We start from the raw sequence: 25,560 nt of genomic DNA, 5'->3' as shown, positions 1-25,560 counted from the left end.
TTAATTCATTTATTCAGTAGGCGGCAAGAGCAGACAAAATAATGTCTATCTCCTACCCCTACTCCATAGATTAAGGATACATATCATGGATTATGCTACGGCGATTGGTGGCGTTGCTATGTTTACCTTGATCATCATGGGCCTTGTTGCCATTATTTTGGCAGCACGCTCAAGACTGGTCAGTTCAGGTGATGTCACCATCCATATCAATGATAATCCCGATAATGACGTAGTGACGCCTGCAGGCGGTAAACTACTGCAAACACTTGCTAGCGAAGGTATTTTCTTATCTTCAGCATGTGGTGGTGGTGGTACCTGTGCACAGTGTCGTTGCCGTGTTATTGAAGGTGGCGGTTCTATCCTACCCACCGAAGAAGGCTATTTTACTCAAGGCGAAATCCGTAATCACATGCGCTTAGCTTGTCAGGTATCTGTTAAGCAAGACATGGAAATCGAGATTGACCCTGAGTTTTTTGATGTACAGAAGTGGGAATGTGAGGTTGTCTCTAACGAAAACGTCGCAACCTTTATTAAAGAGCTGGTACTTAAAATTCCAGAAGGTGAAGAAGTTAACTTCCGAGCTGGCGGTTACGTCCAGCTAGAAGCGCCACCGCATGAAGTACATTACAAAGATTTCGAAATCGAAGAAGAGTATAGAGAAGACTGGGAAAAATTCGGTATCTTCAAATATGTCTCAAAAGTTGATGAGCCCGTTATTCGTGCCTATTCAATGGCAAACTATCCAGAAGAAAAAGGCATCATCAAGTTTAATATTCGTATCGCCAGTCCACCGCCACGTGGTCCTGACGGTATCCCACCAGGCAAAATGTCTTCTTGGGTGTTTAGCCTCGTCCCTGGTGACAAAGTCACCGTTTCAGGTCCTTATGGTGAATTCTTCGCCAAAGAAACTGAAACAGAGATGGTATTCGTTGGTGGTGGTGCTGGTATGGCGCCGATGCGCTCGCATATCTTCGATCAGCTTAAGCGCTTAAACTCTGATCGTAAGATTAGCTTTTGGTATGGTGCACGCTCTATTCGTGAGATGTTCTACGTTGAAGACTACGACCAACTGGCAGAAGAGTTTGATAACTTTGAGTGGCATGTCGCGTTATCCGATCCACTGCCAGAAGATAACTGGACAGGATATACAGGCTTTATTCACAACGTCTTGTTGGAAGAATATCTCCAAGACCATCCAAATCCAGAAGACTGTGAATTCTACATGTGTGGTCCACCAATGATGAACGCAGCTGTCATCGACATGCTACATAACTTAGGCGTGGAAGATGAAAACATCATGCTTGATGACTTTGGTGGTTAAGCCAAACTATTAGATAAATACAGTTTTTATAAAGCTATCAAAAAAAAAGAGTCTCGACTGAGGCTCTTTTTTTTCGCTGGGCAAAAACCACACCTAAGAAAACTGGACTACAAATCTCAATAGCAGACTGTCTACTCTCTCCTATATCATTAGATATTTACATATCAAAAAAGGGATTTCTATGAAAACGAAATATAAAAATCTAACTATTTGGATAACTGGTGCCTCTAGTGGTATAGGTCAGGCACTGGCCATTACCTTCGCAAAAAAAGGTGCTAAGATCATTCTGAGTGGGAGGAATACCGAAAAACTTGAGGCCGTCCGACATAGCTGTAAGAATAAAAAAAAGCATATCATCGTGCCGTTTGATATCAGTGACGCAGAGCAAGCAAAAGAAGCGTATGAAACTGCCAAAGCTGAAGCAGGAAAAATCGACTGGCTGATTAACAATGCTGGTATCAGTCAACGCTCACTTATTATGGAAACAGAAGAGGCCGTCGAACGGCAACTGATGAAGATTGATTACTTTGCACAAACACGTCTGACCAGATTGGTGTTACCAGATATGATCGCTCAAGGTGGCGGCAAAGTCGTGATGATCTCAAGCGTGGCAGGATTATTAGGTACACAGTATCGCGGCGCTTACGGTGCTGCCAAAGCCGCCATCCATATGTGGGCGAACAGTTTGCGAGCTGAGCTACATCATCAAGGTATTGAAGTCGCAACGGTATTTCCAGGATTTATTCAAACCAATGTTTCTATTAATGCGTTAACTGGTGACGGTACGACGCAAGGCACAATGGATGAAGCAACGGATAATGGTTTGAGTGCAAACACTTTTGCGAAGCGAACCGTAAAAGCCCTGTCGAACGGTGAAGAATATATCATCGTAGCAGGAACTAAAGAGATGCTAGCAACGAGAATCAACCGCCTCTCACCACCGAAGCTATATAGCTTAATCCGAAACTTACAGGTAAAGTAGTAGACAATTACTAGGGCGTGTTGAACACACAATGTCCTGAAGCAATTGGTCTTATTGGTAACAAGGGGTGTAAAATAGGCTGTGCTTATCCAACAGCTATTTTACATTCTGTTGTCTCACTCACTCCTTCGCTATAGTAAAGAAATTATGAAAACTATAAAGTACCTTTCATCCAAGTACCGCTCATCAAAGCATCTCTCGTCTAAGTGCACCTCGTCAACTTATCGGATGCCTTCTACCAAAGCCAACAACACCCTGACCAAGAGCGCCTTAGTTGGTACGGTTGCTCTCTCTAGTCTTTTGGGTTTGATCGGCTGTCAGCAAACACCGAACTATGACTATCTGAGCGGTGAGACGATGGGTACCAGCTATCATATTAGTTATCAGACGCCCTCTGATGTCGATGAAGAGATCTTACAAGCTTCGATAGATGAACGCCTGCAACAGGTCAATGACAGCATGTCTACCTATCAAACCGACTCTACAATCTCTAAATTTAACCATCTAGGTGCAGAAACGCCTATCACCATCGATGCAGATTTTTCTCAAGTGCTTGATGTTTCACGAGTTGTCTATCAACAATCTGGTGGTGCATTTGACCCTACGGTTATGCCATTGGTAGAAACTTGGGGTTTTGGCAGTACCATGACCGTTGATCGTCTGCAAAGACCACCAACGGCAACGGAAATTGCACAAGCAAAAGCCTTGGTAGATTTTGATAGTATTGTAAAAAACGATACCACCATCTATAAGACCAAAGATGGCATCGGACTGGACTTTTCAGCAGTAGCAAAAGGTTATGGTGTCGATGTCATCGCCGCTGTACTCAGAGATGATTATCAAATTCGAAACTACATGGTAGAAATAGGCGGCGAAATTGCTACTTCTGGTGTGAATAACCAACAACAGCCGTGGCAGATCGCGATCGACGCACCTATCACCGACAGTACAGTGACTGAACGCCAAAGCATATCTGCGATTCGACAACCAATTAAAACCAATAATCAAATGCATTTAGCGACTTCTGGCAACTATCGCAACTCCGTCATGTTTGATGGTAAGCGTTATAGTCACACCATTGACCCTACTACTGGCGAGCCTATCGCTGGTGGTGCGCCTTCTGTTACAGTCGCTGCCGACTCGGTTGCGCTAGCAGATGCTTGGGCAACAGCTCTCACTGCTATGCCGTATGAAAAAGCACTCAACATCGCTAAGGAACAAGATCTAGCTGCCATGTTTGTGGTGCTGTCTGATAGCGCGCAAACAGGCGGAGCTGATGGGAGCATAGAAGACTGGCAAGTCGTACAAACTTCAACGATGCAAGATTTACGTGCTGACAAAGAACCGTAACTTTGAAACAAGAGAACACGATTACTCACAACGAGCATCACGAAAATTTGCTATAATATTATGCAGTTGCTACCAAATGACGTGTACATGATGACAGTCAAACTACGGCAGCTGAGATTATAATCGCTACTGTCACCAGCAACTGCTCTTTTTTTAGAACGAGGTTCCCGCTATGCTTAGCCAATTACTCCCCATGCTTGCCATTACTTTTACTGTATTTATCCTGTTTTTCGTTTTTATGGGTATCGGTTATATGGTCAAAAAGAAGCCGCTTAAAGGCTCATGCGGCGGCGTGGCCAAACTAATGGGTGATGAACATTGCTCTTTTTGTGGTGATGATCCAAACAAGTGCGACTCAATCGCTACTGAGCAACAAGAAAATGCTTTAAAAGCAGCGAATTTGGGTAAATCTGTATAAACAATAACAGCCCGCTTACTTCCATACACTGGTAGTATTCGGTCGTCCCTTGTTATGATAATAGCGTCAAATCCTATCACGGTAGGGTTTGACGCTATTTTTTGAATACCTATAAATGGATTCTTACGAGTCGATGGCACTAACTATCATTACTTTCAATAAATAAAAAATACCAGCAATACCGTAGCGATTTTCAAACTATTTTAACTATGGTTTACTCTAGGGCGTGTTTGTTTTATAACGCTTACCGCCTTTGATGTATTAGGGTGCGTTAGCATTTGACCGCGACACTGACTATAGAGTCGCAGGGTTGCGTGACCTAATTTACACCATACTGCTGACATCTCAATTTTTTTCTAGCTTACCTTTCTAGTGAAAATTTTCTGGTGTTTTTTTTGCCAGTGATATTTTACCAATAATATTTCTTCGGCACGGTGTCATGACGTGCTTGTTTCTTCTTTTAAATAACCGTCGTGCTGCTATGTCCATCTCCCCAAACTTAAAAAACCCATCGCAGAAGAACCCTCCATCCGCCTTTAGCCTACCTTCTTCGCGCTTTACTTTTTGGCTGGTGCTATTTGCCATGGTTTTATTGGGCGTCAATATGCGTGCACCCATTGTCGCACTCGGCTCAATTGCGCCTATCGTGCAAGATGCCCTTGCTATTTCTGAAACCAAACTTGGGTGGCTGGGTGCTGTACCGATGCTGACGTTTGCTTTGGGTGCACTTATCGCACCGACCATCGGTAAGCGCTTCGGCCTTGAAAACATCCTAATTGTGATGATCACATTATTGTCGACTGGTATGATCATACGATCTCTCATTCCCACCTGGGTAGGGTTTTTAAGCGGCACGGTATTATTGACGCTGGCCATTGGTTTTGCCAATACTTTGGCTGCTCCTGTGATCAAGCAACGCACACCAAATCATATACCGCTGATGACAGGTATATTTAGTCTAACAATGACCATATCAGCGGGCATAGTGGCAGGCGTGGTGCTACCACTATCTGAGCAAGTAGGCTGGCAATGGGCATTGGGTGGGTGGTCGGTTTTGGGTGTTTTTGCCATTGTACTTTGGGTGTTTTTACGCTTACGCCTCGGCTCATCTCACCATCAGGCAGTGGATAAGCCTGCAAATGGATCATCAGAAATCTCTATGTGGCGTACGCCTTTTGCTTGGCAATTAGCAATATTTATGGGTTTGCAGTCATTGCTATTTTATACGGTTGCTAGCTTCTTGCCATCCATTTGGGTGAGCAAAGGGTTGTCAGCCGTTCAAGCCGGACAGATGGGTTCTGTGTTTCAGTTTATGGCACCAGTGTCGATTTTGAGTTTGACATGGTTGGTCAATCGTGGACGTCCTCTCCAAACCATGGCTGTATCTGCCGCCTTGCTAAATGTGGTTGGTATCCTAGGCATGACCTACTTGTCTGCCGACGTTGCATGGTTGTGGTCAGGGCTGATGGGTATAGGGTGTTCAGCGATATTCACCTTATGTATCATGATTTTTTCGATGCGGACTTACACCCCCAATCAGGCCAGTGAGCTTTCTGGTATGTCACAAGCCGTTGGCTATCTGATTGCATTTTTTGGCCCATTGGGAGCAGGTTGGTTACACGACGCGACACAGAGCTGGGACTTTACGTTATTATTACTACTCATACTGATGATAATCAACGTCGTGATGGCTTGGCTGGTAAGCCGCCCTGTCATGGTTGATGGTCGCCCCGTTTGATTGATATGTAGATACGGACGTTAGATTGGATACAAAAGAACAGACATGAACAATGGTGATACCCACCAAGCAACAGCTAAGAGTACAAATCAGATCGGGCTGTCGTCCGCTATTGCCTGCTATGACTAGGTACTTAGATGTCTTAAACCAAAGGGTGCTGTTTGCTTTTATCCAGTCTGGCAGCGTTCCTAAAGCGATAAATGCAAAAAATGGTTTGGCAAACTTAACATAACCGTTGGCGTGTCTGTTTATCAGCACTTTTGCTGTGATAAAGTCACTCATGCCTATTTCAATATAAATAGTTAAATACAGAAGACCTAAACCCTGATGTCTGTCAGAAAACTTATCAGGCAGCATCTGGTTTTTTTAAATGACTGCCAAAACGATAAGGTTAGGAAACATGGATAACCAATCATAGACAGGTTACTACTCTCAAATTTGTTAATATAAGCGCTAAATGTAGAAACAGACAGGTAGTACAACCACTATGCCTTTATTTTCAAAAACACCTCCTCTCTCGACTTCCCTACCGAAAAGACTCGGTTTGGCATTGCTAGCCAGCTTAGCTATGGTAGGTTGCAGTCCAGCAGCAGATAACGATGCAGATACGTCTCAAGCAGAAGCTGATATAGCAGACACATCGCAGGTAGACAGTTCGCAAACAGGCACTTCACAGACAAACACTGAAGATCAACTCGCCACGGCAAATAGCGACAGTGTTTCACATGAAACGTCGTCCGATCAGGCTGAAGTAGCAAAGATTTCTCAACCTATTACCATTTTGGCGATGGGTGACTCTTTGACAGAAGGTCTCGGGGTAGACTCTGATAACAACTACCCTGCTCAATTAGAAACACAGCTAAAGCAAATGGGCTACGAAAACGTCGAGGTCGTCAACTCTGGCTTGAGTGGTGAGACCAGTACTGGCTTAGTAAACCGTTTGGACTGGGTCGCGCAGACCAATCCTGATATTAGTATATTAACGATTGGTGCCAATGACGCCATGCGTGGTATCGATGTGGCGACGATTGAGGAAAACATTCGCACTGCGATCACGTCACTACAAGATAATGGCAGCGAAGTGATCTTAGGTGGCATGTCCATCTATGACAATCTAGGCAATGACTATGTTACCGCGTTTTCAGGCATATACCCTCGTATAGCAGAAGACATGGATGTGCCTCTTATTCCATTTTTTTTACAGGGCGTGGGCGGTGACCCTGACCTAAATCAAGACGATGCTATTCATCCCAACAAAGAAGGCTACACGATTATCGTCAATGATAATATTTTGCCTGTACTAAAGCCTGAGCTGGAAGCATTTGTAGAAAATGAAAGCAACTAATTGAAGACACGCCCTGGTTCCATAAGGTAGCTGCATCCATTTCTGACACGCCAGCCGCAGCCCCAAAGACACGTCAACTGAGACCATGTAATGACATTATCCAATTCAGCCCCATCAACACCGACAGCAGAACCGACAAGTAAAGCACTGCTTACCGCATCACAACTCAACAAAACCGTGCAAATTGGTGAACAAAGACTGTCTATCATCAAAGACGTCAGTATTCATGTCGATGCGGGCGAGTTTGTCGTCATCATGGGTAAGTCTGGCTCAGGTAAGTCTACCTTGCTCGGGTTACTTGCGGCGCTTGATTACCCTGATAGTGGCACCGTTAAGTTGGGAGAAAACACGCTGAGCGACCTTGATGAGGATGCGCTAGCAGCGATTCGTCAAAGCGATATGGGTTTCGTCTTTCAATCGTTTCACTTGCTGCCCACATTAACGGTAGCAGAAAACATCGCCTTTCCGCTTGATATCGCTCGACGCTCCGACACAGCACGAGTCGATGAGCTAATTGCTTCTGTGGACTTGAGTCATAGACGAGACAGCTTACCCAATCAGTTATCCGGCGGTGAGCAGCAACGGACAGCTGTTGCCCGCGCTTTGGTTTCACAGCCCAAAATCGTATTCGCCGATGAGCCAACAGGTAACTTGGATGAGCACAACGCTGACCAAGTCATGCGATTATTATTGGATTTACGCCAGCAAACTGGGTCAGCACTGGTCGTCGTGACCCACGACCCTGCGCTCGCGGAGATGGCTGACCGTGTAATCACCATGCACGATGGCGTTATAGATGGATCAGCAACCAATGAATAAGCCTTCTATAGATGCCCATGGCAACGCTGACGATATGACTCATAAAAAAAGCAACAACCCTTTCAATGCTCGTACGTTGGGCGCACAGGCTTTGTCGCGCAGTTGGTGGCGACGCTGGATATATCCGTCGCTGTTTTTACTCACTCTGATGCTGTCGCTCGCCACCTATCTGACGTTGGACTCTATCCAACAATCCGTGAATAGCTACGTCAATGACAATCAACTGGCACTCGTCGGTGGTGATTTAATACTAGAAAGCAATCAAGCTTGGCCTGAAGAGGTATTGGCACAGGTTGAGACTGTGCCTGATGACCAAACCGTTTATGGTTATAAATTCAACGCCATGCTGGTCTCAGGTGAGCAAACCCTATTGGCTCGCATTAAAGGCGTTACCGATGCGTATCCTTTGTATGGTGAGGTTGAGCTTGCGTCGGGCAAGCCACTATGGGAGCAACTAAGTGCTAATAGCGTGGTGGTCGCGCCTGAAGTGCTCAGTAGCTTAGACGTCACTATCGGCGATAGCATTACTATCGGTGAAGCCAGTTTTACGATCAGTGATGAGCTGATCAGAGAGCCAGATCGCCCACTCACTGCCTTTGGCTTTGGTGGTCGAGTCATGATGCAGCAAGAAGCCTTAGAAGCGACCAACTTAATGGGGCAGCGTAGCCGAGTCCACTATCAAATCGAGATGGCGGGTGACTCTGAGATGATAGCCTCTCAGAACGAAGCGTTGACACAGCTACTGGTTAATTATCCCGAGATTGAACTGTCTGATCCTGAATCAGAGGAGACGTCTGTCTCACGCATCTCTGACAATGTTTTGATGTTTCTGAAGCTATTGGTCATCGCTGTCCTACTATTGTCCGCCGTCGCTATGTACGGGGTGATTACTGCATTTGTCACCAAGCAGCAATCCAACGACGCCATACGCATGGCACTGGGTGAGACCAATCGCTCTATCAAGCGTAGCTACTATTGGCTATTACTGATCATGGCTGTATTGGCATGTGTCGCTGCAGTGACGCTGAGCTTGGCACTACTCAAAATCGGTCAACCATACCTAACGGCTATTTTGCCGGCAGATTTGGGTCTGGCCATCAACCCTATCAGTATCATCAAAACCATCATCATCGCGCTTGTCTTGACCCTGCTGATTACTCAGCGCAGTCTGCACGCGCTTGATAATACCAAGCCTGCTGCCCTACTCAATCAAGGCGCTAGTCAATCGACCAAACCTGTGCCTTGGCAGAAACGCCTGCCAATAGTACGTTATGGTTTATTATTAATCGGGCTCTATGCGTTTTTGGCTTATGAAGTTGATTCTTTAATGCTAGGAATACAGCTGCTTATCGGATTGATCTTATTTACCGCAGTCTTTTGGGGCTTAGCACGCGGTTGGCTTTGGTTGCTGGCACGCTTAGCCACTGGCAAAAAAGTCGGCTGGATGCGACGTATTGCGATCCATAACTTGGCACGTAAAGGCAATCAATCAGCATTATTCTTTGTGACCTTGTCGTTATCAGTCGCGGTATTGACCCTGATTACTTCTATCAACCATAGTATCAATGAACAGTTTATCAACGCCTATCCAGAAGATGCGCCAAATCTATTTTTGTTAGACGTACAAACCGAACAGCACGATCAGATAAATAGCATCCTTGATGTGCCCGTCACTTATTACCCTGTGATTCGCTCACGTATCATCACGGCCAATGGTATACCTGCAAAAGATATCGACACGCCAGAAGGAGAGGACGACCCGACTCGTGTCTTTAATTTAAGTTATGCCGACACCGTCATGGACACGGAGTTTATTACTGAGACGCTGACTGACGATGCGATGTATACACCGATAGACGATCAAGATGCCAATGCGTCCGCACTTCAGCAGGTGCAACCACTGTCTATCTTAGATACGGCAGCAGACATGCTAAACGTCGGTATGGGCGATCAAATTAGCTTCAACATTCAGGGGATTGAACTGACTGGACAGATTACCAGTATCCGCTCGCGTTATGAGCGTGGCCCTAGTCCGTTTTTCTACTTCTTATTTGAGCCTGACATCCTCGCCAAAGCACCGCAAATCCAGTTTGCGACGGCACATGTCTCTGCCGATGATATTCCTGAGTTGCAAGGTGAGCTGGTACGCGAGTTCCCTGCTGTGACTAGTATTGACGGTACGATCATCGCTGAGCAAGTCCAAGGGTTGGTCGCACAGATGAGCCGCTTGGTCTATATATTTACGCTGCTTGCTCTATTGACTGGTCTGTTGGTACTCATCAGCTCACTACTCTCTACGTCGCAAGACCGTATGAAAGAGAGTGCGTCGTTTAGACTATTGGGTATGCAAAAGCGTGACTTGTATATGCTCAATATCTTAGAGCTGGGTGTGCTTGGGATTAGTGCGGCGGCATTTGCTGTGGTTATCGCCAGTGTCGGCGCTTGGCTGGCGGTGATTCAATGGTTTAATTTGCGCTATAGCGTGCCGTGGGCAAATCTAGGACTTGGCGGTCTTGCGTTAGTCGCATTGCTGTTTGCCATTGCTATTATTTATGTGAAACTGGTGATTGGGCGCGGGATTATGGCGCGGGTAAGAGCGATGGTTTAATAAAAACCCTAAGTCTTTTTATAATTTAACCTTTTATTTCAAGACCTAAATAAATAGACTCTATATTACTCAACACTTGCCAGTAGAATAGCCATCATATATATTGACATACCAAAATATTTCTAGAGCACAGGGTTTTTATGGATATGCCGAGTAACGAGGAAGTTATAGATTTTGTACACAAGAACTTTGGCCAAGAAAGCTCTAAGAATCTAAAAAACATCAATAAAGGCGGAAATAATAATCAGAAAGGCAGAGACTATGAAAACCAATTCTTGCTTTATAAAACTTTTGAAATAGCTAATAAGTACTCTCATAGTTGTGCCAATCAAGTCGTTGAGTCTCAAGTAATTGGCTTTGTAGATGATATTTGTCACATTGATTATGAGGTAAGTACAAAATACAATTTTCAAGCTAAAAACTCGTCTGGAGATGCAGCTAAGTGGACAGATGAGATTAGCAGTCGTTTCCGAAAACAAAGAAGTATTGATACTAATATTTTTAAGGTTGACACCACAGAAAACTGCTTATTAGTTTCGAGCGAAAAACATGCCTCAGAGAACCAAGAGAAAATCCCTACTGACTTAAAGAATAATGATACTTGTGAATACTTTGAGTTTTACCCCAATATATATGACCTAGTTCACAATACTAAACTATATCAATATGTTGCTAAACTCATCGAATATCCCTCTAGTTCTGAGTGTGATTATGCTGCTACTTTAATAAACGGCGTTTTACAAGCTGGAAAGCATAGAACTATTGAAGATATTTTCAAGCAAGCAGAGTCTGATGCAAATCCAAACCCTTTCATAAAATTTCGTACTCACACTGCTGAAATTCCTAGTTGGGTACAACAAATATTGACAAAACATTCACATTGTGTTGTGTATAGTTTAAACTATGACAAGTTAATTCTTGATGTAAACGGAATAAAAGTAACATGTAGTATACAGTTTCTAAGAGAAGTCCCTGAATCCGTAACTGAGAGAACTACAGATATCAAGGGATTAGTGAGCTTAATGCTGTCAGTTACTGGTTATAATATTATGCAATCTCTAAAATCCTCCAATACGGGAGAGATAAAATGAGTAGAATTTACACCTCTATCGCTACACCTGAAGCACGAAAGCAACTTGATTGCCTTTTGGAAAGTTCAGATGTGCCTAAATCATATCAGTTGGCTATGCAAGAGTTAGGTAAACTCTTAGCTAAAGCGATCTTACCTGATTTTATAAGTCAGAAAAGTACTGATACTATTGTAGTTTCCACTGCTGAAGATGCTGATTATCTTCAACACGGTGTATCAGCTATCTTGAAAAACCATAATGTAAACACTAAACTGGCTGTATTTTGGAATCATCATTACCAGTTACCTAGCCAAACTAGCGTAGCACCAATTCTTCATAGTTTTATTGAACCAAACTATGAAGACATAGATAATGTTATAATTGTTAAATCTGTTATGTCAGGTAGCTGTGTGGTTCGTACTAACCTTATTGAGATGCTAGACAAAATTGATAAGATTAATAAAATATATATTTTATCACCTGTAGCTCATAAAAAATCTGAACAAAAATTAAAGGACGCTTTCCCAAAGGAAATTTCTAGTAAATTTGAGTTTATTTGTTTCGCTATAGACGATAGAAAAAATAAGGAAGGTGAAGTGATTCCTGGCATAGGAGGCCAAATCTATAACCTATTAGGTTTAGATAACCAACCAGCTCTTACAGGGTATATGCCTAATGTAGTTAAAGAGCTTGCCTTTGGAAATTTAGAATATTCTTGAATAACTAGCATTAGACTAGTACCTCACTCGATAAGGAAACTTTAGCGACTAGTTATTTACTCCCTTTCTAATCGCCCCTATTAGAAATTTTCTCAGCTTCACAAACCAAAACGCCCTCTACTCATCTAGAGGGCGTTTTTTGATTCGTTCAACGTACAAGCATATAAACCAATATCAGCCATGCAGTTTGCTTATTTATTGGGGGGATTACCTAGCCCTCATTTGCTATACTAGTTTCACTTAATCAAACAACCTCTGACAACACCTTCCAAAACAGCACGGTAGTCTTATGAAATTCTCAAAGTTCGGTCAAAAATTCACCCAGCCCACTGGCATCTCACAATTGATGGACGATCTGGGCGATGCGCTAAAGAGCGATCAGCCAGTCAACATGCTGGGCGGTGGCAACCCTGCCAAAATTGATGCCGTGAATGAGTTGTTTTTAGAAACCTATCAAGCACTCGGCAACGACAATGACGCTGGCGAACCTAATAGCAGTGCCATAGTCAGCATGGGGAATTACTCCAACCCACAGGGCGACGCGGCATTCATCGACGCATTGGTTGAGTTTTTTAATCGTCATTATGATTGGAATCTAACGCCTGAAAACATCGCCTTAACCAATGGCTCACAAAACGCCTTTTTCTTTTTATTCAATCTGTTTGGCGGTACTTTCGAAACCGAACAAAACCAATCAATTGATAAGTCGATCTTACTACCGCTGACGCCTGAGTATATTGGCTACAGTGACGTGCATCTCGACGGTCAGCACTTTACCGCCGTACTGCCACATATCGATGAAGTGACTCACGATGGCGCGGAAGGCTTCTTCAAATATCGCGTCGATTTTGATGCCCTTGAAAACTTGCCAGCGCTTAAAGAAGGTCGTATCGGGGCGATTTGCTGCTCACGCCCGACCAATCCGACTGGCAACGTGTTGACCGATGAGGAAATGGCACATTTGGCAGAGATAGCCAAGCGTCACGATGTACCGCTGATTATCGATAACGCTTATGGCATGCCCTTCCCAAACATCATTTATTCAGACGTAGAGCTGAGCTGGGATGACAATACCATTCTTTGCTTTAGCCTCTCCAAAATCGGCTTACCTGGCGTTCGTACGGGGATTATCGTTGCGGCTCCTGAGATCATCGCTGCCGTTAGCTCGATGAATGCCGTGGTCAATCTAGCGCCGACGCGTTTTGGTGCCGCGATTGCCACGCCATTAGTAGAAAACGACCGTATCAAGCAATTGTCAGATGACGATATCAAGCCATTTTATCAACAGCAGGCGATCCTTGCGGTCAAACTATTAAAAGAAGCATTGGGCGACTATCCATTGGTGATTCATAAGCCTGAAGGCGCGATATTCTTGTGGTTATGGTTTAAAGACCTACCGATTAGCACGCTTGAGCTGTACGAACGTCTTAAAGAAAAAGGCACGCTCATCGTGCCAAGTCAGTACTTCTTTCCTGGCGTCGATGTCAGCGATTATCAGCACGCACATGAGTGCGTCCGCATGAGTATCGCGGCTGATGAGCAAACCTTGAAAGATGGAATCAGAGTGATTGGTGAAGTGGTACGTGAGTTGTATGATGAGGTTCAAAGCAAATAACCATATAGGGCGTGCTAAACATTCGACCAAAACGAAAAAAACGGACTTATTAATAGTCCGTTTTTTTATGGCGCTTACTTAATTAAAAGCTTGATGTCACGGGCGTGCTGAAAAAATTGTCGTCCACTTATGTAAGGCATAAAGCACATAAGGCACCAGACAGGTATTGATTAAATCATGGATACTTGCAGCGACTTCATTACTGTTCAGGCCCGTTATACCCAAAGTCCCGATGGTTTGTCGATTATCCAAATACTCACCTAATAAAGCAATGCATGTCACGACCATCAAGGCGGTAAATGACCGGATATGCTGCTTCTTAATGACTAGACGAAACAGCATTAAACACAGCAAATAAACACCGATACCGACGTAAATATGTAGGGCATCTTTGGCGAGACCCGTTATTTTTATGATAACAATTTTAAAAGTAGTAAAGTCCACTATATATTCCAAATATAAGCCAACAGCAAACAACTAAAAAAGGTTTGCAATCAAGCAAACCCTTTTGCGCGAGGATAAAACATAACCCACTCGACTGCCAAATCAAATATCTAGGGCGTGTCCTCATTTTAAAAAAGAAGTTATTTTGAAAAAGAAGACAAATGGCAGCCAAATGAGAAAAGCATTACAGATAATATCGGGATATTAACAAGTTGCTTGATGCAGTTTGGTAACGATTTGGCTATTTTTAGCTTATTTAACCCTTATGCTTCAGATTTAGGACACATCCGAATTTACACATCCCACTCGACGAAGTTCTTTAACAACTGCAAGCCAGCGGTATGGCTTTTTTCTGGATGGAACTGCGTGGCAAATAAGTTATCTTGGATGACGCTGGCACAGAATGGCTGACCATAGTCGCAAACAGCCGCCACCTGCGAGCGATCTGCAGGCGCACAATAGTAACTATGCACAAAATAAAAATGCGCATTGTCTGCAATCCCTCTCCACAATGGATGATGCAAATCCATTCCGTTAATGGTGTTCCAGCCCATGTGCGGTACTTTAATCGTAGCCCCTTGCTCGTCTTTCCACGTGGGATCAAACGCTTCGACGGTGCCTTTTAAAATATCCAAACATGCCGTGCCGCCGTTTTCAGCAGACTGCTCAAACAAGGCCTGCATACCGACACAGATGGCCATCACAGGCTTATTAAATATCGCTTCGCGCACGACGTCATCAATCCCAGCTTCGTGCATGCCAGCCATACAATCACGCATGGCACCGACACCAGGAAATACGATCTTATCCGCAGCAGCGACGACTTTTGGGTCGTTTGTGATAGACACTTCCGCGCCTACCGCTGATAAGGCCTTACCTGCCGAATGCAAGTTACCCATGCCATAGTCTAATAAAGCTACTTTAGTCATCAATTGATTCTCGTTTTTAAATATTTTGACTATTACTAAGGTGTAGATAAGGTTTTACTACAAGGAAGTCGAGCGCAGGCTTCACAACCAGTACGCCAAGCTTGACTGGCCTTTTTGAGTAACCTTGTAGAACAGCCTTAAATACGCCTTAGAAAGCCTCTTTAGTCGATGGCAAGGTGTTTAACGCGCGCTCATCATATTCACACGCCATACGCAAGGCACGAGCAAAGGCTTTAAAGGTGGATTCGATTTGGTGATGGCTGTTTTTGCCTTTTAAGTTGTCTAAATGCACCGTCATCCACGAATGGTTAACCAAGCCATAAAAGAACTCACTAAACAAATCGACATCGAAATTACCCACGTGCGAGCGAGTAAAAGGAATCTCCATATGCAGACCAGGACGGCCTGACAGATCGACAACCGCGCGGCTAAGCGACTCATCCAATGGCGCATAAAAATGCCCATAACGACGGATGCCTTTTTTGTCACCCAGCGCCTTGTTGAACGCTTGCCCTAAAGTGATACCAGTGTCTTCCACGCTGTGATGGTCATCAATAAAAGTATCGCCAGTGCATTTGATATCCAAGTCAAATAAACCGTGACGCTTGATTTGATCAATCATATGGTCCAAGAAAGGCACGCCAGTGTCGATGACGCCTTGACCAGTACCGTCAAGGTTTACGGTGCATTTGACTTGTGTCTCAGCAGTGATGCGCTCAACGGTGGCGATACGTGCTGGACGACCGTACTGGTGTGGGTTCTGTGATTGGTCTTGCTCAGATGGCGCGGTCGAATTGGCTGTCATGGCTACTCTCTATCTATAAAATTCGGTCATTAAAATAGGACGTCAAGCGTCCGATAAATAAGTGATAAATAAATGGCGGTTATCGTCTGCATCAAGCAATAACGAGAAACCTCAAATGAGACATCTTAATTTAAGATATCAGTGCTTGCGTACGAAATAAGTCAGTGTCTTAATGGGCTAATGGGTGACACGCCATAGTATTTATAGCTGTATTAATGGATACAATGTATTGTTTATCCTCATAATAGCAAACCCGAACATTTACCGCTATGACCAAGCGCTAAACCACGCACAAAATAAGCGTATTCTGCTAAAATAGTGAGTTCAGTTTTATCAATCGTGACCGCCTTGATTCTCTAACGCGACACGTCTTGCCACCATGTTTTATCATCTGCTCTACCAAATGATAGGAACCAACTATGCCTTTAGAAGCCATCGCCATCAACCGCTTGGACGCCCCACTTATTAAAAAGCCAGCACGAGAAAACGAGCTATCAGAGCGCCTGCATGCCCTATACGACAGCGATGACGAGCAGCCCAGTGGCGAAGAAGTATTAGCCGTCGTCGAGCAAGGCTTTAAACGTGGTCAAACCCTTTACGTCGGTATGTTTAATGACAAACCTATCGCTGCTGTCGCTTGCCTAGATGCGGGTCAAACCAATGCCAAGCAACTGCAATACCTCACCGTACACGCCGAAAACCGTAAGCGCGCAATTGATGCCAAGTTTATTAAGATGGTATACGATATCGAAGTCAAAAAAGGCGTACGTGAGTTTATCCCGATCGATACCAACATCCACCGAATAATGAGCGAGTACGAACTCCTACGGCTAAAAGACTGAACATGTGGTGAAATCCGTCATTTTTGCTTAAATTGGATTATTTATCTGCTTTTAGCACATATAATGCAAAAACCACTTGACAGCAGGTCATATATTTAGTTTAATAGCGCCTCAACGGAAACGGCTCGATAGCTCAGTCGGTAGAGCAACGGATTGAAAATCCGTGTGTCGGCAGTTCGATCCTGCCTCGAGCCACCATTCGTTGACAGAATTCTAAAAAGCCCCAAACATTGATAATGTTTGGGGCTTTTTTTATGCTTCAAGCTATTTACGGTTTGTATAACAGGTTCTTTATAACCCGTTCTATACAGCTAGTTCGGCATAGCTAGTTCAGCCGCTCACGTAACAATAGATGACAACGCTCACGTGAGTCCAAGTTATAAATCGTCGCGCGATAGTCAAGACCGTGACGCCCTTCAAAAAACACTACCCGATCACCCACCGCCAAAAAACAAGACGTACGGGCATCATAAATAAACCCATCAACGACAAAAGCTAAGTCACGATCTATTTCACGTACTGTATAGGTTTCACCCTCTGGTATCAGACTGTCAAACCACGCACTATGGGCAGTCGTATTAGCCAGTACGCTTATCGTTAGCAGCAGCAACGATACCAGTATATTTTTGGGTAATCGCAAACCGCTCGGCTCCGTAATACTTTTTTCATTTCTCAACATAACATCTCTCATAGCATCGCATTCATCACATTAATAGCTTTTGTACGTCTCACAGCTGACTTTACCATAACCACTTATACTCACGACTTTTGACGCTAAATACCTACTGTCACGGTTACATAACACTTTTATGCTTTTTTCTGAACCCTTTGGCTAAGTATACTCAATAACCACATACAAGTAGATAAGAATGATAGGTCGCAGATATGAGAGAGTTTGATTACGACTTGGATTATAAAAGTTTAGACTTGCGCGCTCAGCCTGAGTTGTACCGTGTCGGTCGCGGTGAACAAGGCGTATTGCTGGTAGAACCTTACAAGTCTGAGATTCTACCCCACTGGCGTTTTGCAACTCCTGATATCGCTCGCGAAAGTAGTGAAACTATCTATCAGATGTTTTTAGATTACTTGGCTGACGATGACTTCGTCGGTGCAGACATGGCGCGCAAATTCATTCAAATGGGCTATACCCGCGCTCGTCGCTATGCCAATCATAAAGGTGGTAAGAAATATAAAGGCGCGGTACCTGATGATAAAAAAGGTCAGAGTGGCGCACATGGTCGTGAAGAGTTGCCGCGACAAGAAGAAGATCCAGTCAAAGCAGAGTCAGCACGGATTTTTAAAGTTAAATGGGACGAATGTCGTGAAAACGAAGATTATCTAACAATGAAAAAAGAACATCGTAAACGCTATAAAGATGTCGAATAGTTACTAGTACTCAGGACATTAAGCACGGCAGACAACTAAATTGACTGGTCACGAAACACTGCTATGCTAAGGTATAGTACGGCATGATAAACATAATAAATGTGATGACGCCCAATAGTGAGGAACAATGAAAAAACAACTGTTAATTTTTGATTTTGATGGGACATTAATCGATAGTGTGCCAGATTTGGCGGACGCTGTTAATGCCATGCTCACCACACTTGGCAAAGACACTTTTCCTATTAGCACCATACGTAACTGGGTAGGTAATGGCTCCAGACTGCTGGTTGAGCGCGCGTTGGTTGGTAAAATAGAAGTGCAAGAAGGTGAGTTAACGGTCGAGGAAGCGGACTACGCTGAGCAAGTTTTTTTTGCTGCTTATAAAGAGATTAGTGGCAGCAAAACCGTCGCCTATCCAGATGTCGATAGCGGTTTAAAGAAGCTACACTCTGCAGGCTACACACTGGCGCTGGTGACCAATAAACCCATTCGTTTTGTACCCAAAATATTGCAGTCTTTTGGCTGGCAGGACTTGTTCAGCGAAGTGCTGGGCGGTGATAGCTTGCCGCAGAAAAAACCCAATCCTGCACCCTTGCTGTATGTCTGTGAGTCGCTAAAAATCACACCAGATCAAGCTATCATGATCGGCGACTCCAGAAACGATATATTAGCAGGACAAAATGCCAAAATGGACACGCTTGGACTGTCTTATGGCTATAACTACGGGCAAGATATTCGTGAGTTAAACCCCACTGAAGCGTTTGATGACTTCGCTGCCCTAGTTGCTTGGATCCTAGCAAGTTTGGATCACAGCGAGCTTTGATCATGACAAACAATGCTGAAGGATGATTACGCTTTGCTTCGGTAGCTCAATGCCTCAGACACATGCGCACTGGTAATGTCCAAACTATCAGCCAAGTCTGCAATGGTACGAGCAACGCGCAACACCCGATGGTAGCCACGAGCTGATAGATTTAAACGCTGCTGGGCAAGCTGTAGAAGCTGCTGCTCGCCCTCGCCCAGTTGAATATATTTATCAATTTCGCTAGGGCTGAGCTCATTATTTGCCTTCTGCTGCCGCGTCATCTGTCGCTGATGTGCAGCTGTGACACGAGCCCGAACTTGCTCAGAGTTTTCGCCCGCCTGCGCATTTTGCAGATCGGCAATAGGCAATGCTGGTACCGTAATATGCAAATCGATACGATCCAATAGTGGACCTGATAGCTTATCTTGATAACGTTTTATCTGCTGAGGTCGACAACGGCATCTGGCTGATCCATCCCCATCGTAACCGCAAGTGTAATAATCCCAAATTACTGGCACAATACCCTTCAATATCACCTCTTTTCTATTCCAATACCTACCAATTAAATGACAAACATATACCAAATAGCTGTCATAAAATTTAATAAATGCTAAATAAGCGACAAATTATTATGAGACAAATGCGCAAAATAAAACCGACTAGAATGAGCGTATCAGGAAGAATTCCATATAAAGGCAGATCATTACCTTATGAATCAACTTTAGAACGCGATTTAATCACAGTTCATGCCTTTCGAGAAGACGTGGAGGATATAGTTGCTCAACCAATTACTATACCCTTCGTCAAGAATGGTATTACTTATAAGTACACCCCTGACTTTTTTATCAAGTTCGTAGAAGGCTCTGGTAAGCCAAATATGATTATTGAGGTTAAACCACATGATCTATGGCAGGCGAACTGGAGAGACTGGTCAGATAAGTGGAAGACGATGCAGCGCTACTGTAAAGACAATGGTTATGTATTTCATATCTATGATGAGAGTCGTATCAAGAATACAGCTTTAGACAATATCAATCTCTTAATGAAGTTCAAAAACTCTGCAATCGAAGAAGAGGATAAGGAAGCGGTTTTAAAGCAGGTTAGGCTTATGGGTACAACTACCATAGATTACCTATTAACCCGTTTTTACATAGGCTCTTTCTTGCGAAATCACGGATTACGAGTAATTTATCATTTACTTGCTACTAAACGATTAAAATTCAATTTATTCCTTAAAATTAATGACTTAACAGAGGTATGGGTGGATTATGAATAATAGTAGAATTATAGAAGCTGATTCATCTATCTTCGACAGGCATTTAGATGATTTTCAAAAACTAGGTATCGATGTAGATACAATAAATGAGTCAACACCAACAACGAAAGGGTATGGTTTCATGATTGACCATGATGATGAGGGTTTAGATAGATTTGAAATCAGGCGTGGACGTATTGATTTGCGTAAAGGAAAAACCTATCTAAATAAGTCTGATAATAAACACTATGAGCTAGTCGAGTACTTAAACGAGAGTACAGAGGTCGTAGTTCGTAGTGTTGAAACGGGTAAAACCAGTATTGTTAACATACAAAGTTTGTCAAATATTAAAGATCAGAATAATGATCATATCAATGTCGATATCAGTGCTATTGGCGATGAAGAGTGGCAAAAAGCACAGTCGAAGTTTGAGGCGATCAAACCTATTATCAATACTGAGCATAGCCATAATCATCGAAAATTGATAATGAAACGCTCAAAGGAGATTAATGTTTCAATTCGTTCATTATACCGCTGGATTAAGCAGTATCAGGCTGTTGGTTCTATTGCAGGACTGGTAGAGAAAAAGCGAGGTTGGAAGGAAGGTGACTCACGTCTAACCAAGGCTCAGGACGATGTTATTCAAAGAGCTATAAAAGCATTTTATTTGACTAAGCAAAGGGCTAGTTTAGAGCAGACTTATCGTGAAGTTTTTCGACTTTGCTCTATGGAGAAAATCGATAAACCAAGTAAAAAAGCTATTAAATTACGCATTGATCAAATTTCAGAGTATGAACAGCTTAAAAAGCGTGGCCAAATAGAGCAAGCTAGAAAAAAATTCAAACCCACGCCTCATTCTTTTCCTAACGCAGATTACCCATTGAGCGTGATTCAAATAGACCATACACCTGTTGATTTGATGCTAGTCGATAACGAACACCGGAGATCCATTGGTAGACCATATTTGACACTAGCTATCGATGTCTATAGCCGAATGATTACGGGGTATTATTTATCATTAGATCCACCGTCAGCAACCTCAGTTGCAATGTGTGTCGCAAGAAGTATCTTACAAAAAGAAAGCCTTTTACTTGAGCATGGTATTGATCATACAGAATGGCAAGTGTATGGCTATCCCCAAAAAATACACGTTGATAATGGTGCTGACTTTCGATCAAACACCTTGGCTCGTTCGTGCGAAATTCATGGGATTAACCTTGAATTTAGACCAGTAGCAAGACCTCAGTTTGGTGGACATATTGAACGTCTCATTGGTACGTTTATGAAAGAGGTTCATGGCATCAACGGTACAACATTTTCTAATATTAAGGAAAAAGACAATTATGACTCTGAAAAAGAAGCAACACTTACCTTAGATGAATTTGAGGTTTGGCTTCTTACCTTTATAACCAAGGTTTATCACAAGCGAATCCATAGCACTTTAGGGCGAAGTCCTACGGAAAAATGGTATCTAGGTATTCATGGAGATGGTGAAAGCATTGGTACAGGCTTACCATCATTACCAGAAGACTCAAAAACCTTACTATTAGACTTCATGCCAAGTTTTGAGCGAACCATCCAGCATTTTGGCGTGACTATAGACTCCTTACGCTATTACGACCCCTGCTTAAATATTTTTATTAACGCCAAAAATAAAGATGGAAGTAAGAAACACTTCTTATTCAGACGTGATCCAAGAGACATTAGTAAAATTTGGTTCTACGATCCAAGTTTACACCAGTACTTTACAATCCCCTTTGCTAACCAGCAGCTACCAAGTATGAGTCTGTGGGAATATAAACAGATTCGTAAGCAGATTTCTGATAAAGGGAATGAGTATATAAATGAACATCAAATTTATGAAGCTTTAACCGAGATGCGAGACTTAATCGAAGATTCTTCTAAAAAAACGAAGTCTGCTCGTAGACAAGCGCAACGTCAAAAGACACATGCAAAAAGTCAAACTATCGTAGCCAAAACAATAATGGCGAGTAAAAGAAACAATGCCAATACTAGCAGCGATCTAGAACCGACTAACAGTGATGATATTCAAACAAACTTACAGCCATCAATACAAGCTTCTAAAAAACCTGAAAAGAGTGTCGTTGAACAAAATGGTCTACTTCTAGATACGACTGATTTTGATTTTGGAGATATTGAATAATGAATGAAATTATCACTGATAACAAAACGTCTTACCTCCATGTATATAAAGATTTCCGTCATCTTGTAGAATATTCTGATGACGATCGATTAGATTTTATTAACGAAGCTCGCTGGGTCAATTATGAGGTAGCAGACAATATAATTTTAGAGCTAAACGGACTTTTGAGGTTCCCAAAAAGACTAAGAATGCCTAACCTTTTAATAGTCGGTGATTCAAATAACGGCAAAACCAGTATTGCTCATCGTTTTTTTAGAAAACATGGCATGCCAATCGAAGAGAATGGCATTTTAGTCAAGCCTGTTATTTTTGCAAATGCTCCTTCAAGCACTAATGAAAAAGACCTCTATATGTCTATTCTAGAGGCACTTCATATGCCCTATAGAACGAAAGATTCAGCATCTTCATTGCTCTATCAAGTACTTCATTTATGCCGCGAGTATCAAGTCAAAATGATCATGGTTGATGAGCTTCATTCATTACTTACAGGTACACCAAGACAGCAACGTCAGGTAATGAATGCTTTGAAGACATTATGCAATGAATTACAGATACCGATTGTCGGTATTGGAACGCAGGATGCGAAACGTGTACTACACACTGATCCTCAGCACGCTAGTCGATTCGATATCGTAGAAGTCCCTCTTTGGAAATTAGATAAAAGATTTCAAGAATTACTTTTTCGACTCGAAAGTGTTTTTCCGCTTAAGAATCCATCAGAGTTGCATCAACCCAAAACTGCTGCTCTTATTCATGCTGTTTCAAAAGGAAATTTAGGCAATATTCATAGGCTTCTATCAGTTTGTGCCAAAGATGCCATCTTTAGCGGTACAGAACAAATTACTGAAGATATTCTAACTAAAAACAAAGATGTTCGCTCAACCGAGGGACTCAGGTGATGGTTAGCGTAAAACCATTGCCCGTTGCTACGCCTCTTTTAGATGATGAAAGCATAAACTCATGGTTACTACGGGTATCTTTAAATCAAGGCTGCGACCTTTCTACAATTCTTTTTTATCACTGGTCTAAATACAATTTGCGTCATCATGATTTTGATAAAGGCTTTAATCATATTAATAAGCAGATACATCAAGATATGGCTGTACTTGCTCAAACTAATATTGAATTTTTTGATAATAGAAGCTTGATACAGTTCAATGAAGATATTGGATTAGAGTATCGACCAAATATTAGCCTTACTTGGGTGTTACCTATTCCCAAATTTCATTCTAAAACGATGGTAGGCCATCAATATTGCGCTCAATGTATGCAAGAGGACAAAAACGCGTATTTGAGATTAAAGTGGCGATTTAGTTGGATTGTTTACTGTGAACAGCACTTAATTTCACTACAAAGTTCGTGTTCTAGCTGCGGATTGCCGTATCAACCACATTTGATCAAAGCGAATCACCGATTTATCAATAGATGTCCTCATTGCCGAGAAAAGCTAAGCGCTGAAGCAGTAAATCAACTTTTATGTACAGATGCTTATGAGTTTCAATTGAGGGCTGAACAAGTATTGAGCGCTAATCAAGCAATAGTTTTTGGTCATTCAATAACCTCTGGTGACTGGTTTGAGCTGACATTATTTTTCATTAACCTCATAAGAAAGAGTACTTTAGAAAAAGAATTAATCTATAAAAATTTAGTAGAAACCCTGGGTATATGTGGTATCGATGGTCTTAGGCTAAGCAAAACTAGAACGGGGCTAAAGTTTGATTACTTATCCTATGAGGAAAGAGTAATGCTTATCGCCTACGCCAACCAGATGCTCAAAATCAAATTTGATGACTGGCTATTAGCTTGTAAGAAAAATAATTTAACGCAAAATAGCTTTCGGTTGGGTAAGCGACCCGTCATACCAAAAGCTTTTTTACCTATCTACAAGGATCTTCCCTCAGTCGTAAAGCGTCAAGTCAAAGGAAGCAGGATATCTGCCAAACCTAAATCAGCAAGGGCAGTAAATACTTCTTGGGAAAGAATGCAATTACGAATTGAGAAGTTGAAAATATATGATAAATCAAAACCCAACAAGAGAGCTAGAAGAGCAACTAAGTCATAGTATATTCCAAAGCTACACTGATTTTAGTGAATTTCTTCGTAGTCGAACGGGCAAAAGAAACTTCGTTGCCCCTGCGTACAGGTTTCTTGAATTTTTCAAAGAGTGCGACTTACAATGGGGCAAGATACCTTCCTATGAGATTATAACTTACACCTTTGATGATCATTTTGTCCAAAAAAACATGCCCGTACTTGGATGGCTTTTAAAAACTCATCAAATCTGTGTCGATGATACAACAGAACAAATTATTATTTCACAAGCGGCTATCCAAGAGATGTTCGTAGCCTTCGATGACGACCCTCCAAGTATATTGCAAGAATACTTGTGTTTCTTAAATAAAAGACAGAAGCGTCGTCAGAGCAAGCCAAGCTCTGTTAGAACAGTTTTTCAACCTATGATCAGTTTATACTACTACTATGGTTTACACGGCTCACAAACACCTTCACAAACTCAAATAGATAGGTATTTGATCAAGAATAAGGGTCAGATAACGGCTATGGTTTCTTTTGTTCAATACTTAAACGGTCATCGCCAGTTTAAGCTCGTTTGTAAACGAGCATCCAAGCAAATACCAATTAAGCCAGCTTATAGAATAGTTGGAGATAAGGATCGACAAAAATTTGAGAAGCGATTTATAGCACTAGCTATGTTAACCGACCCATTAAACGATAAGGAAAAGATCCAATGGATCAATTATGGTATTAGGTATTTTCATCGATTTTTTATCAGCTTAGATTAACACACCAAGTGCAACGCTAAATTATATTATAGAACACCTGATTGGGCGTTTTAAACCCTAAGCGTTTTCTTGGTCTGTTGTTTAGTTTATTCTCAATGTCCTGTATCTCATTATCAGAGACTTGTCTAAAGTCACAACCCTTAG

General features: G+C 42.5%; 23 protein-coding genes, 1 tRNA gene and 2 pseudogenes. 20 read left to right on the top strand and 6 right to left on the bottom strand.

Annotated features, from left to right (window positions below; translation table 11 throughout):
• The first annotated feature begins 85 nt into the window (after positions 1-85).
• From nqrF to L0J61_RS00235, 11 genes are all read left to right on the top strand, one after another.
• On the top strand, positions 86-1,321 hold the full coding sequence (gene nqrF, locus L0J61_RS00285) for an NADH:ubiquinone reductase (Na(+)-transporting) subunit F (protein WP_301464310.1): 1,236 nt from the start codon (positions 86-88) through the stop codon (positions 1,319-1,321).
• Between the two features lie 181 nt (positions 1,322-1,502).
• The gene (locus tag L0J61_RS00280; protein WP_301464309.1) at positions 1,503-2,303 is read left to right on the top strand and encodes an SDR family NAD(P)-dependent oxidoreductase; all 801 of its coding nucleotides are present in this window, start codon (positions 1,503-1,505) and stop codon (positions 2,301-2,303) included.
• A gap of 228 nt (positions 2,304-2,531) precedes the next feature.
• Positions 2,532-3,653 carry an FAD:protein FMN transferase gene (locus L0J61_RS00275; RefSeq protein ID WP_301464308.1) on the top strand — a complete coding sequence of 374 codons (1,122 nt, stop codon included), beginning with the start codon at positions 2,532-2,534 and terminating at the stop codon, positions 3,651-3,653.
• Positions 3,654-3,825: 172 nt separating this feature from the next.
• Positions 3,826-4,071 carry a (Na+)-NQR maturation NqrM gene (nqrM, locus tag L0J61_RS00270; RefSeq protein WP_301464307.1) on the top strand — a complete coding sequence of 82 codons (246 nt, stop codon included), beginning with the start codon at positions 3,826-3,828 and terminating at the stop codon, positions 4,069-4,071.
• 481 nt (positions 4,072-4,552) lie between these two features.
• Positions 4,553-5,809: a CynX/NimT family MFS transporter gene (locus L0J61_RS00265; protein ID WP_301464306.1), complete on the top strand. Its 1,257-nt coding sequence runs from the start codon at positions 4,553-4,555 to the stop codon at positions 5,807-5,809.
• A gap of 487 nt (positions 5,810-6,296) precedes the next feature.
• Entirely contained in the window at positions 6,297-7,154 is an 858-nt protein-coding gene (locus L0J61_RS00260) for an arylesterase (protein WP_301464305.1), read from the top strand.
• Between the two features lie 90 nt (positions 7,155-7,244).
• A complete protein-coding gene (locus L0J61_RS00255; protein ID WP_301464304.1) occupies positions 7,245-7,973 on the top strand; it encodes an ABC transporter ATP-binding protein in 729 nt (242 codons plus the stop codon).
• 34 nt (positions 7,974-8,007) lie between these two features.
• Positions 8,008-10,581, top strand: coding sequence for an ABC transporter permease (locus L0J61_RS00250; RefSeq protein ID WP_301464322.1), 2,574 nt, complete (start codon positions 8,008-8,010; stop codon positions 10,579-10,581).
• Positions 10,582-10,721: 140 nt separating this feature from the next.
• Positions 10,722-11,672, top strand: coding sequence for a hypothetical protein (locus L0J61_RS00245; protein ID WP_301464303.1), 951 nt, complete (start codon positions 10,722-10,724; stop codon positions 11,670-11,672).
• The gene (locus tag L0J61_RS00240; protein ID WP_301464302.1) at positions 11,669-12,370 is read left to right on the top strand and encodes a hypothetical protein; all 702 of its coding nucleotides are present in this window, start codon (positions 11,669-11,671) and stop codon (positions 12,368-12,370) included. Before L0J61_RS00245 ends, L0J61_RS00240 begins: the two co-directional genes overlap by 4 nt.
• A gap of 289 nt (positions 12,371-12,659) precedes the next feature.
• On the top strand, positions 12,660-13,985 hold the full coding sequence (locus tag L0J61_RS00235) for a valine--pyruvate transaminase (RefSeq protein WP_301464301.1): 1,326 nt from the start codon (positions 12,660-12,662) through the stop codon (positions 13,983-13,985).
• Positions 13,986-14,081: 96 nt separating this feature from the next.
• Here L0J61_RS00235 and L0J61_RS00230 read toward each other — a convergent pair whose 3' ends face one another.
• The 3 genes from L0J61_RS00230 to hisB form a co-directional block, all read right to left on the bottom strand.
• Positions 14,082-14,429 carry a hypothetical protein gene (locus tag L0J61_RS00230; RefSeq protein WP_301464300.1) on the bottom strand — a complete coding sequence of 116 codons (348 nt, stop codon included), beginning with the start codon at positions 14,427-14,429 and terminating at the stop codon, positions 14,082-14,084.
• Positions 14,430-14,722: 293 nt separating this feature from the next.
• The gene (gene hisH / locus L0J61_RS00225) at positions 14,723-15,358 is read right to left on the bottom strand and encodes an imidazole glycerol phosphate synthase subunit HisH (RefSeq protein WP_301464299.1); all 636 of its coding nucleotides are present in this window, start codon (positions 15,356-15,358) and stop codon (positions 14,723-14,725) included.
• A gap of 148 nt (positions 15,359-15,506) precedes the next feature.
• Positions 15,507-16,163: an imidazoleglycerol-phosphate dehydratase HisB gene (hisB, locus tag L0J61_RS00220; RefSeq protein WP_301464298.1), complete on the bottom strand. Its 657-nt coding sequence runs from the start codon at positions 16,161-16,163 to the stop codon at positions 15,507-15,509.
• Positions 16,164-16,582: 419 nt separating this feature from the next.
• Here hisB and L0J61_RS00215 point away from each other — a divergent pair, with 419 nt between their 5' ends.
• Positions 16,583-17,005 (top strand): hypothetical protein, encoded by a 423-nt coding sequence (locus L0J61_RS00215; RefSeq protein ID WP_301464297.1) that lies wholly within the window; start codon positions 16,583-16,585, stop codon positions 17,003-17,005.
• A gap of 122 nt (positions 17,006-17,127) precedes the next feature.
• Positions 17,128-17,203: transfer RNA gene (locus L0J61_RS00210), tRNA-Phe, on the top strand.
• Positions 17,204-17,330: 127 nt separating this feature from the next.
• On the opposite strand, the gene L0J61_RS00205 is transcribed toward L0J61_RS00210, so the two are convergent.
• Positions 17,331-17,696, bottom strand: a complete 366-nt coding sequence (locus tag L0J61_RS00205) for a hypothetical protein (protein ID WP_301464296.1) — start codon at positions 17,694-17,696, stop codon at positions 17,331-17,333.
• A gap of 194 nt (positions 17,697-17,890) precedes the next feature.
• Here L0J61_RS00205 and L0J61_RS00200 point away from each other — a divergent pair, with 194 nt between their 5' ends.
• Both L0J61_RS00200 and L0J61_RS00195 read left to right on the top strand, forming a co-directional pair.
• Positions 17,891-18,391: a DUF4385 domain-containing protein gene (locus tag L0J61_RS00200; protein ID WP_301464295.1), complete on the top strand. Its 501-nt coding sequence runs from the start codon at positions 17,891-17,893 to the stop codon at positions 18,389-18,391.
• A gap of 127 nt (positions 18,392-18,518) precedes the next feature.
• The gene (locus L0J61_RS00195; RefSeq protein WP_301464294.1) at positions 18,519-19,214 is read left to right on the top strand and encodes a phosphoglycolate phosphatase; all 696 of its coding nucleotides are present in this window, start codon (positions 18,519-18,521) and stop codon (positions 19,212-19,214) included.
• Between the two features lie 26 nt (positions 19,215-19,240).
• Here L0J61_RS00195 and L0J61_RS00190 read toward each other — a convergent pair.
• Positions 19,241-19,687, bottom strand: a pseudogene (locus L0J61_RS00190) (ATP-binding protein); the annotation flags it as partial.
• A gap of 140 nt (positions 19,688-19,827) precedes the next feature.
• Here L0J61_RS00190 and L0J61_RS00185 point away from each other — a divergent pair.
• Genes L0J61_RS00185 through L0J61_RS00165 form a run of 5 tightly spaced genes read left to right on the top strand, consistent with a single transcriptional unit; the run spans position 19,828 to position 25,416 of the window.
• Complete coding sequence (locus tag L0J61_RS00185) at positions 19,828-20,472, top strand: TnsA endonuclease N-terminal domain-containing protein (RefSeq protein ID WP_225736915.1); 645 nt, start codon at positions 19,828-19,830, stop codon at positions 20,470-20,472.
• Entirely contained in the window at positions 20,465-22,615 is a 2,151-nt protein-coding gene (locus tag L0J61_RS00180; RefSeq protein ID WP_192523537.1) for a DDE-type integrase/transposase/recombinase, read from the top strand. The genes L0J61_RS00185 and L0J61_RS00180 overlap by 8 nt, the downstream gene beginning before the upstream one ends.
• Complete coding sequence (locus L0J61_RS00175) at positions 22,615-23,514, top strand: TniB family NTP-binding protein (protein WP_301464293.1); 900 nt, start codon at positions 22,615-22,617, stop codon at positions 23,512-23,514. The genes L0J61_RS00180 and L0J61_RS00175 overlap by 1 nt, the downstream gene beginning before the upstream one ends.
• Positions 23,514-24,677: a TniQ family protein gene (locus tag L0J61_RS00170; protein WP_301464292.1), complete on the top strand. Its 1,164-nt coding sequence runs from the start codon at positions 23,514-23,516 to the stop codon at positions 24,675-24,677. The genes L0J61_RS00175 and L0J61_RS00170 overlap by 1 nt, the downstream gene beginning before the upstream one ends.
• Positions 24,628-25,416: a hypothetical protein gene (locus L0J61_RS00165; protein WP_301464291.1), complete on the top strand. Its 789-nt coding sequence runs from the start codon at positions 24,628-24,630 to the stop codon at positions 25,414-25,416. Before L0J61_RS00170 ends, L0J61_RS00165 begins: the two co-directional genes overlap by 50 nt.
• A 16-nt stretch (positions 25,417-25,432) precedes the next feature.
• Here the strand turns inward: L0J61_RS00165 and L0J61_RS00160 are convergent.
• A pseudogene (locus tag L0J61_RS00160) lies at positions 25,433-25,560 on the bottom strand (IS30 family transposase); the annotation flags it as partial.

The sequence above is a fragment of the Psychrobacter sp. genome (assembly GCF_030457785.1).
Lineage (GTDB): Bacteria > Pseudomonadota > Gammaproteobacteria > Pseudomonadales > Moraxellaceae > Psychrobacter.
This window is presented reverse-complemented; position numbering and strand designations above follow the sequence as displayed.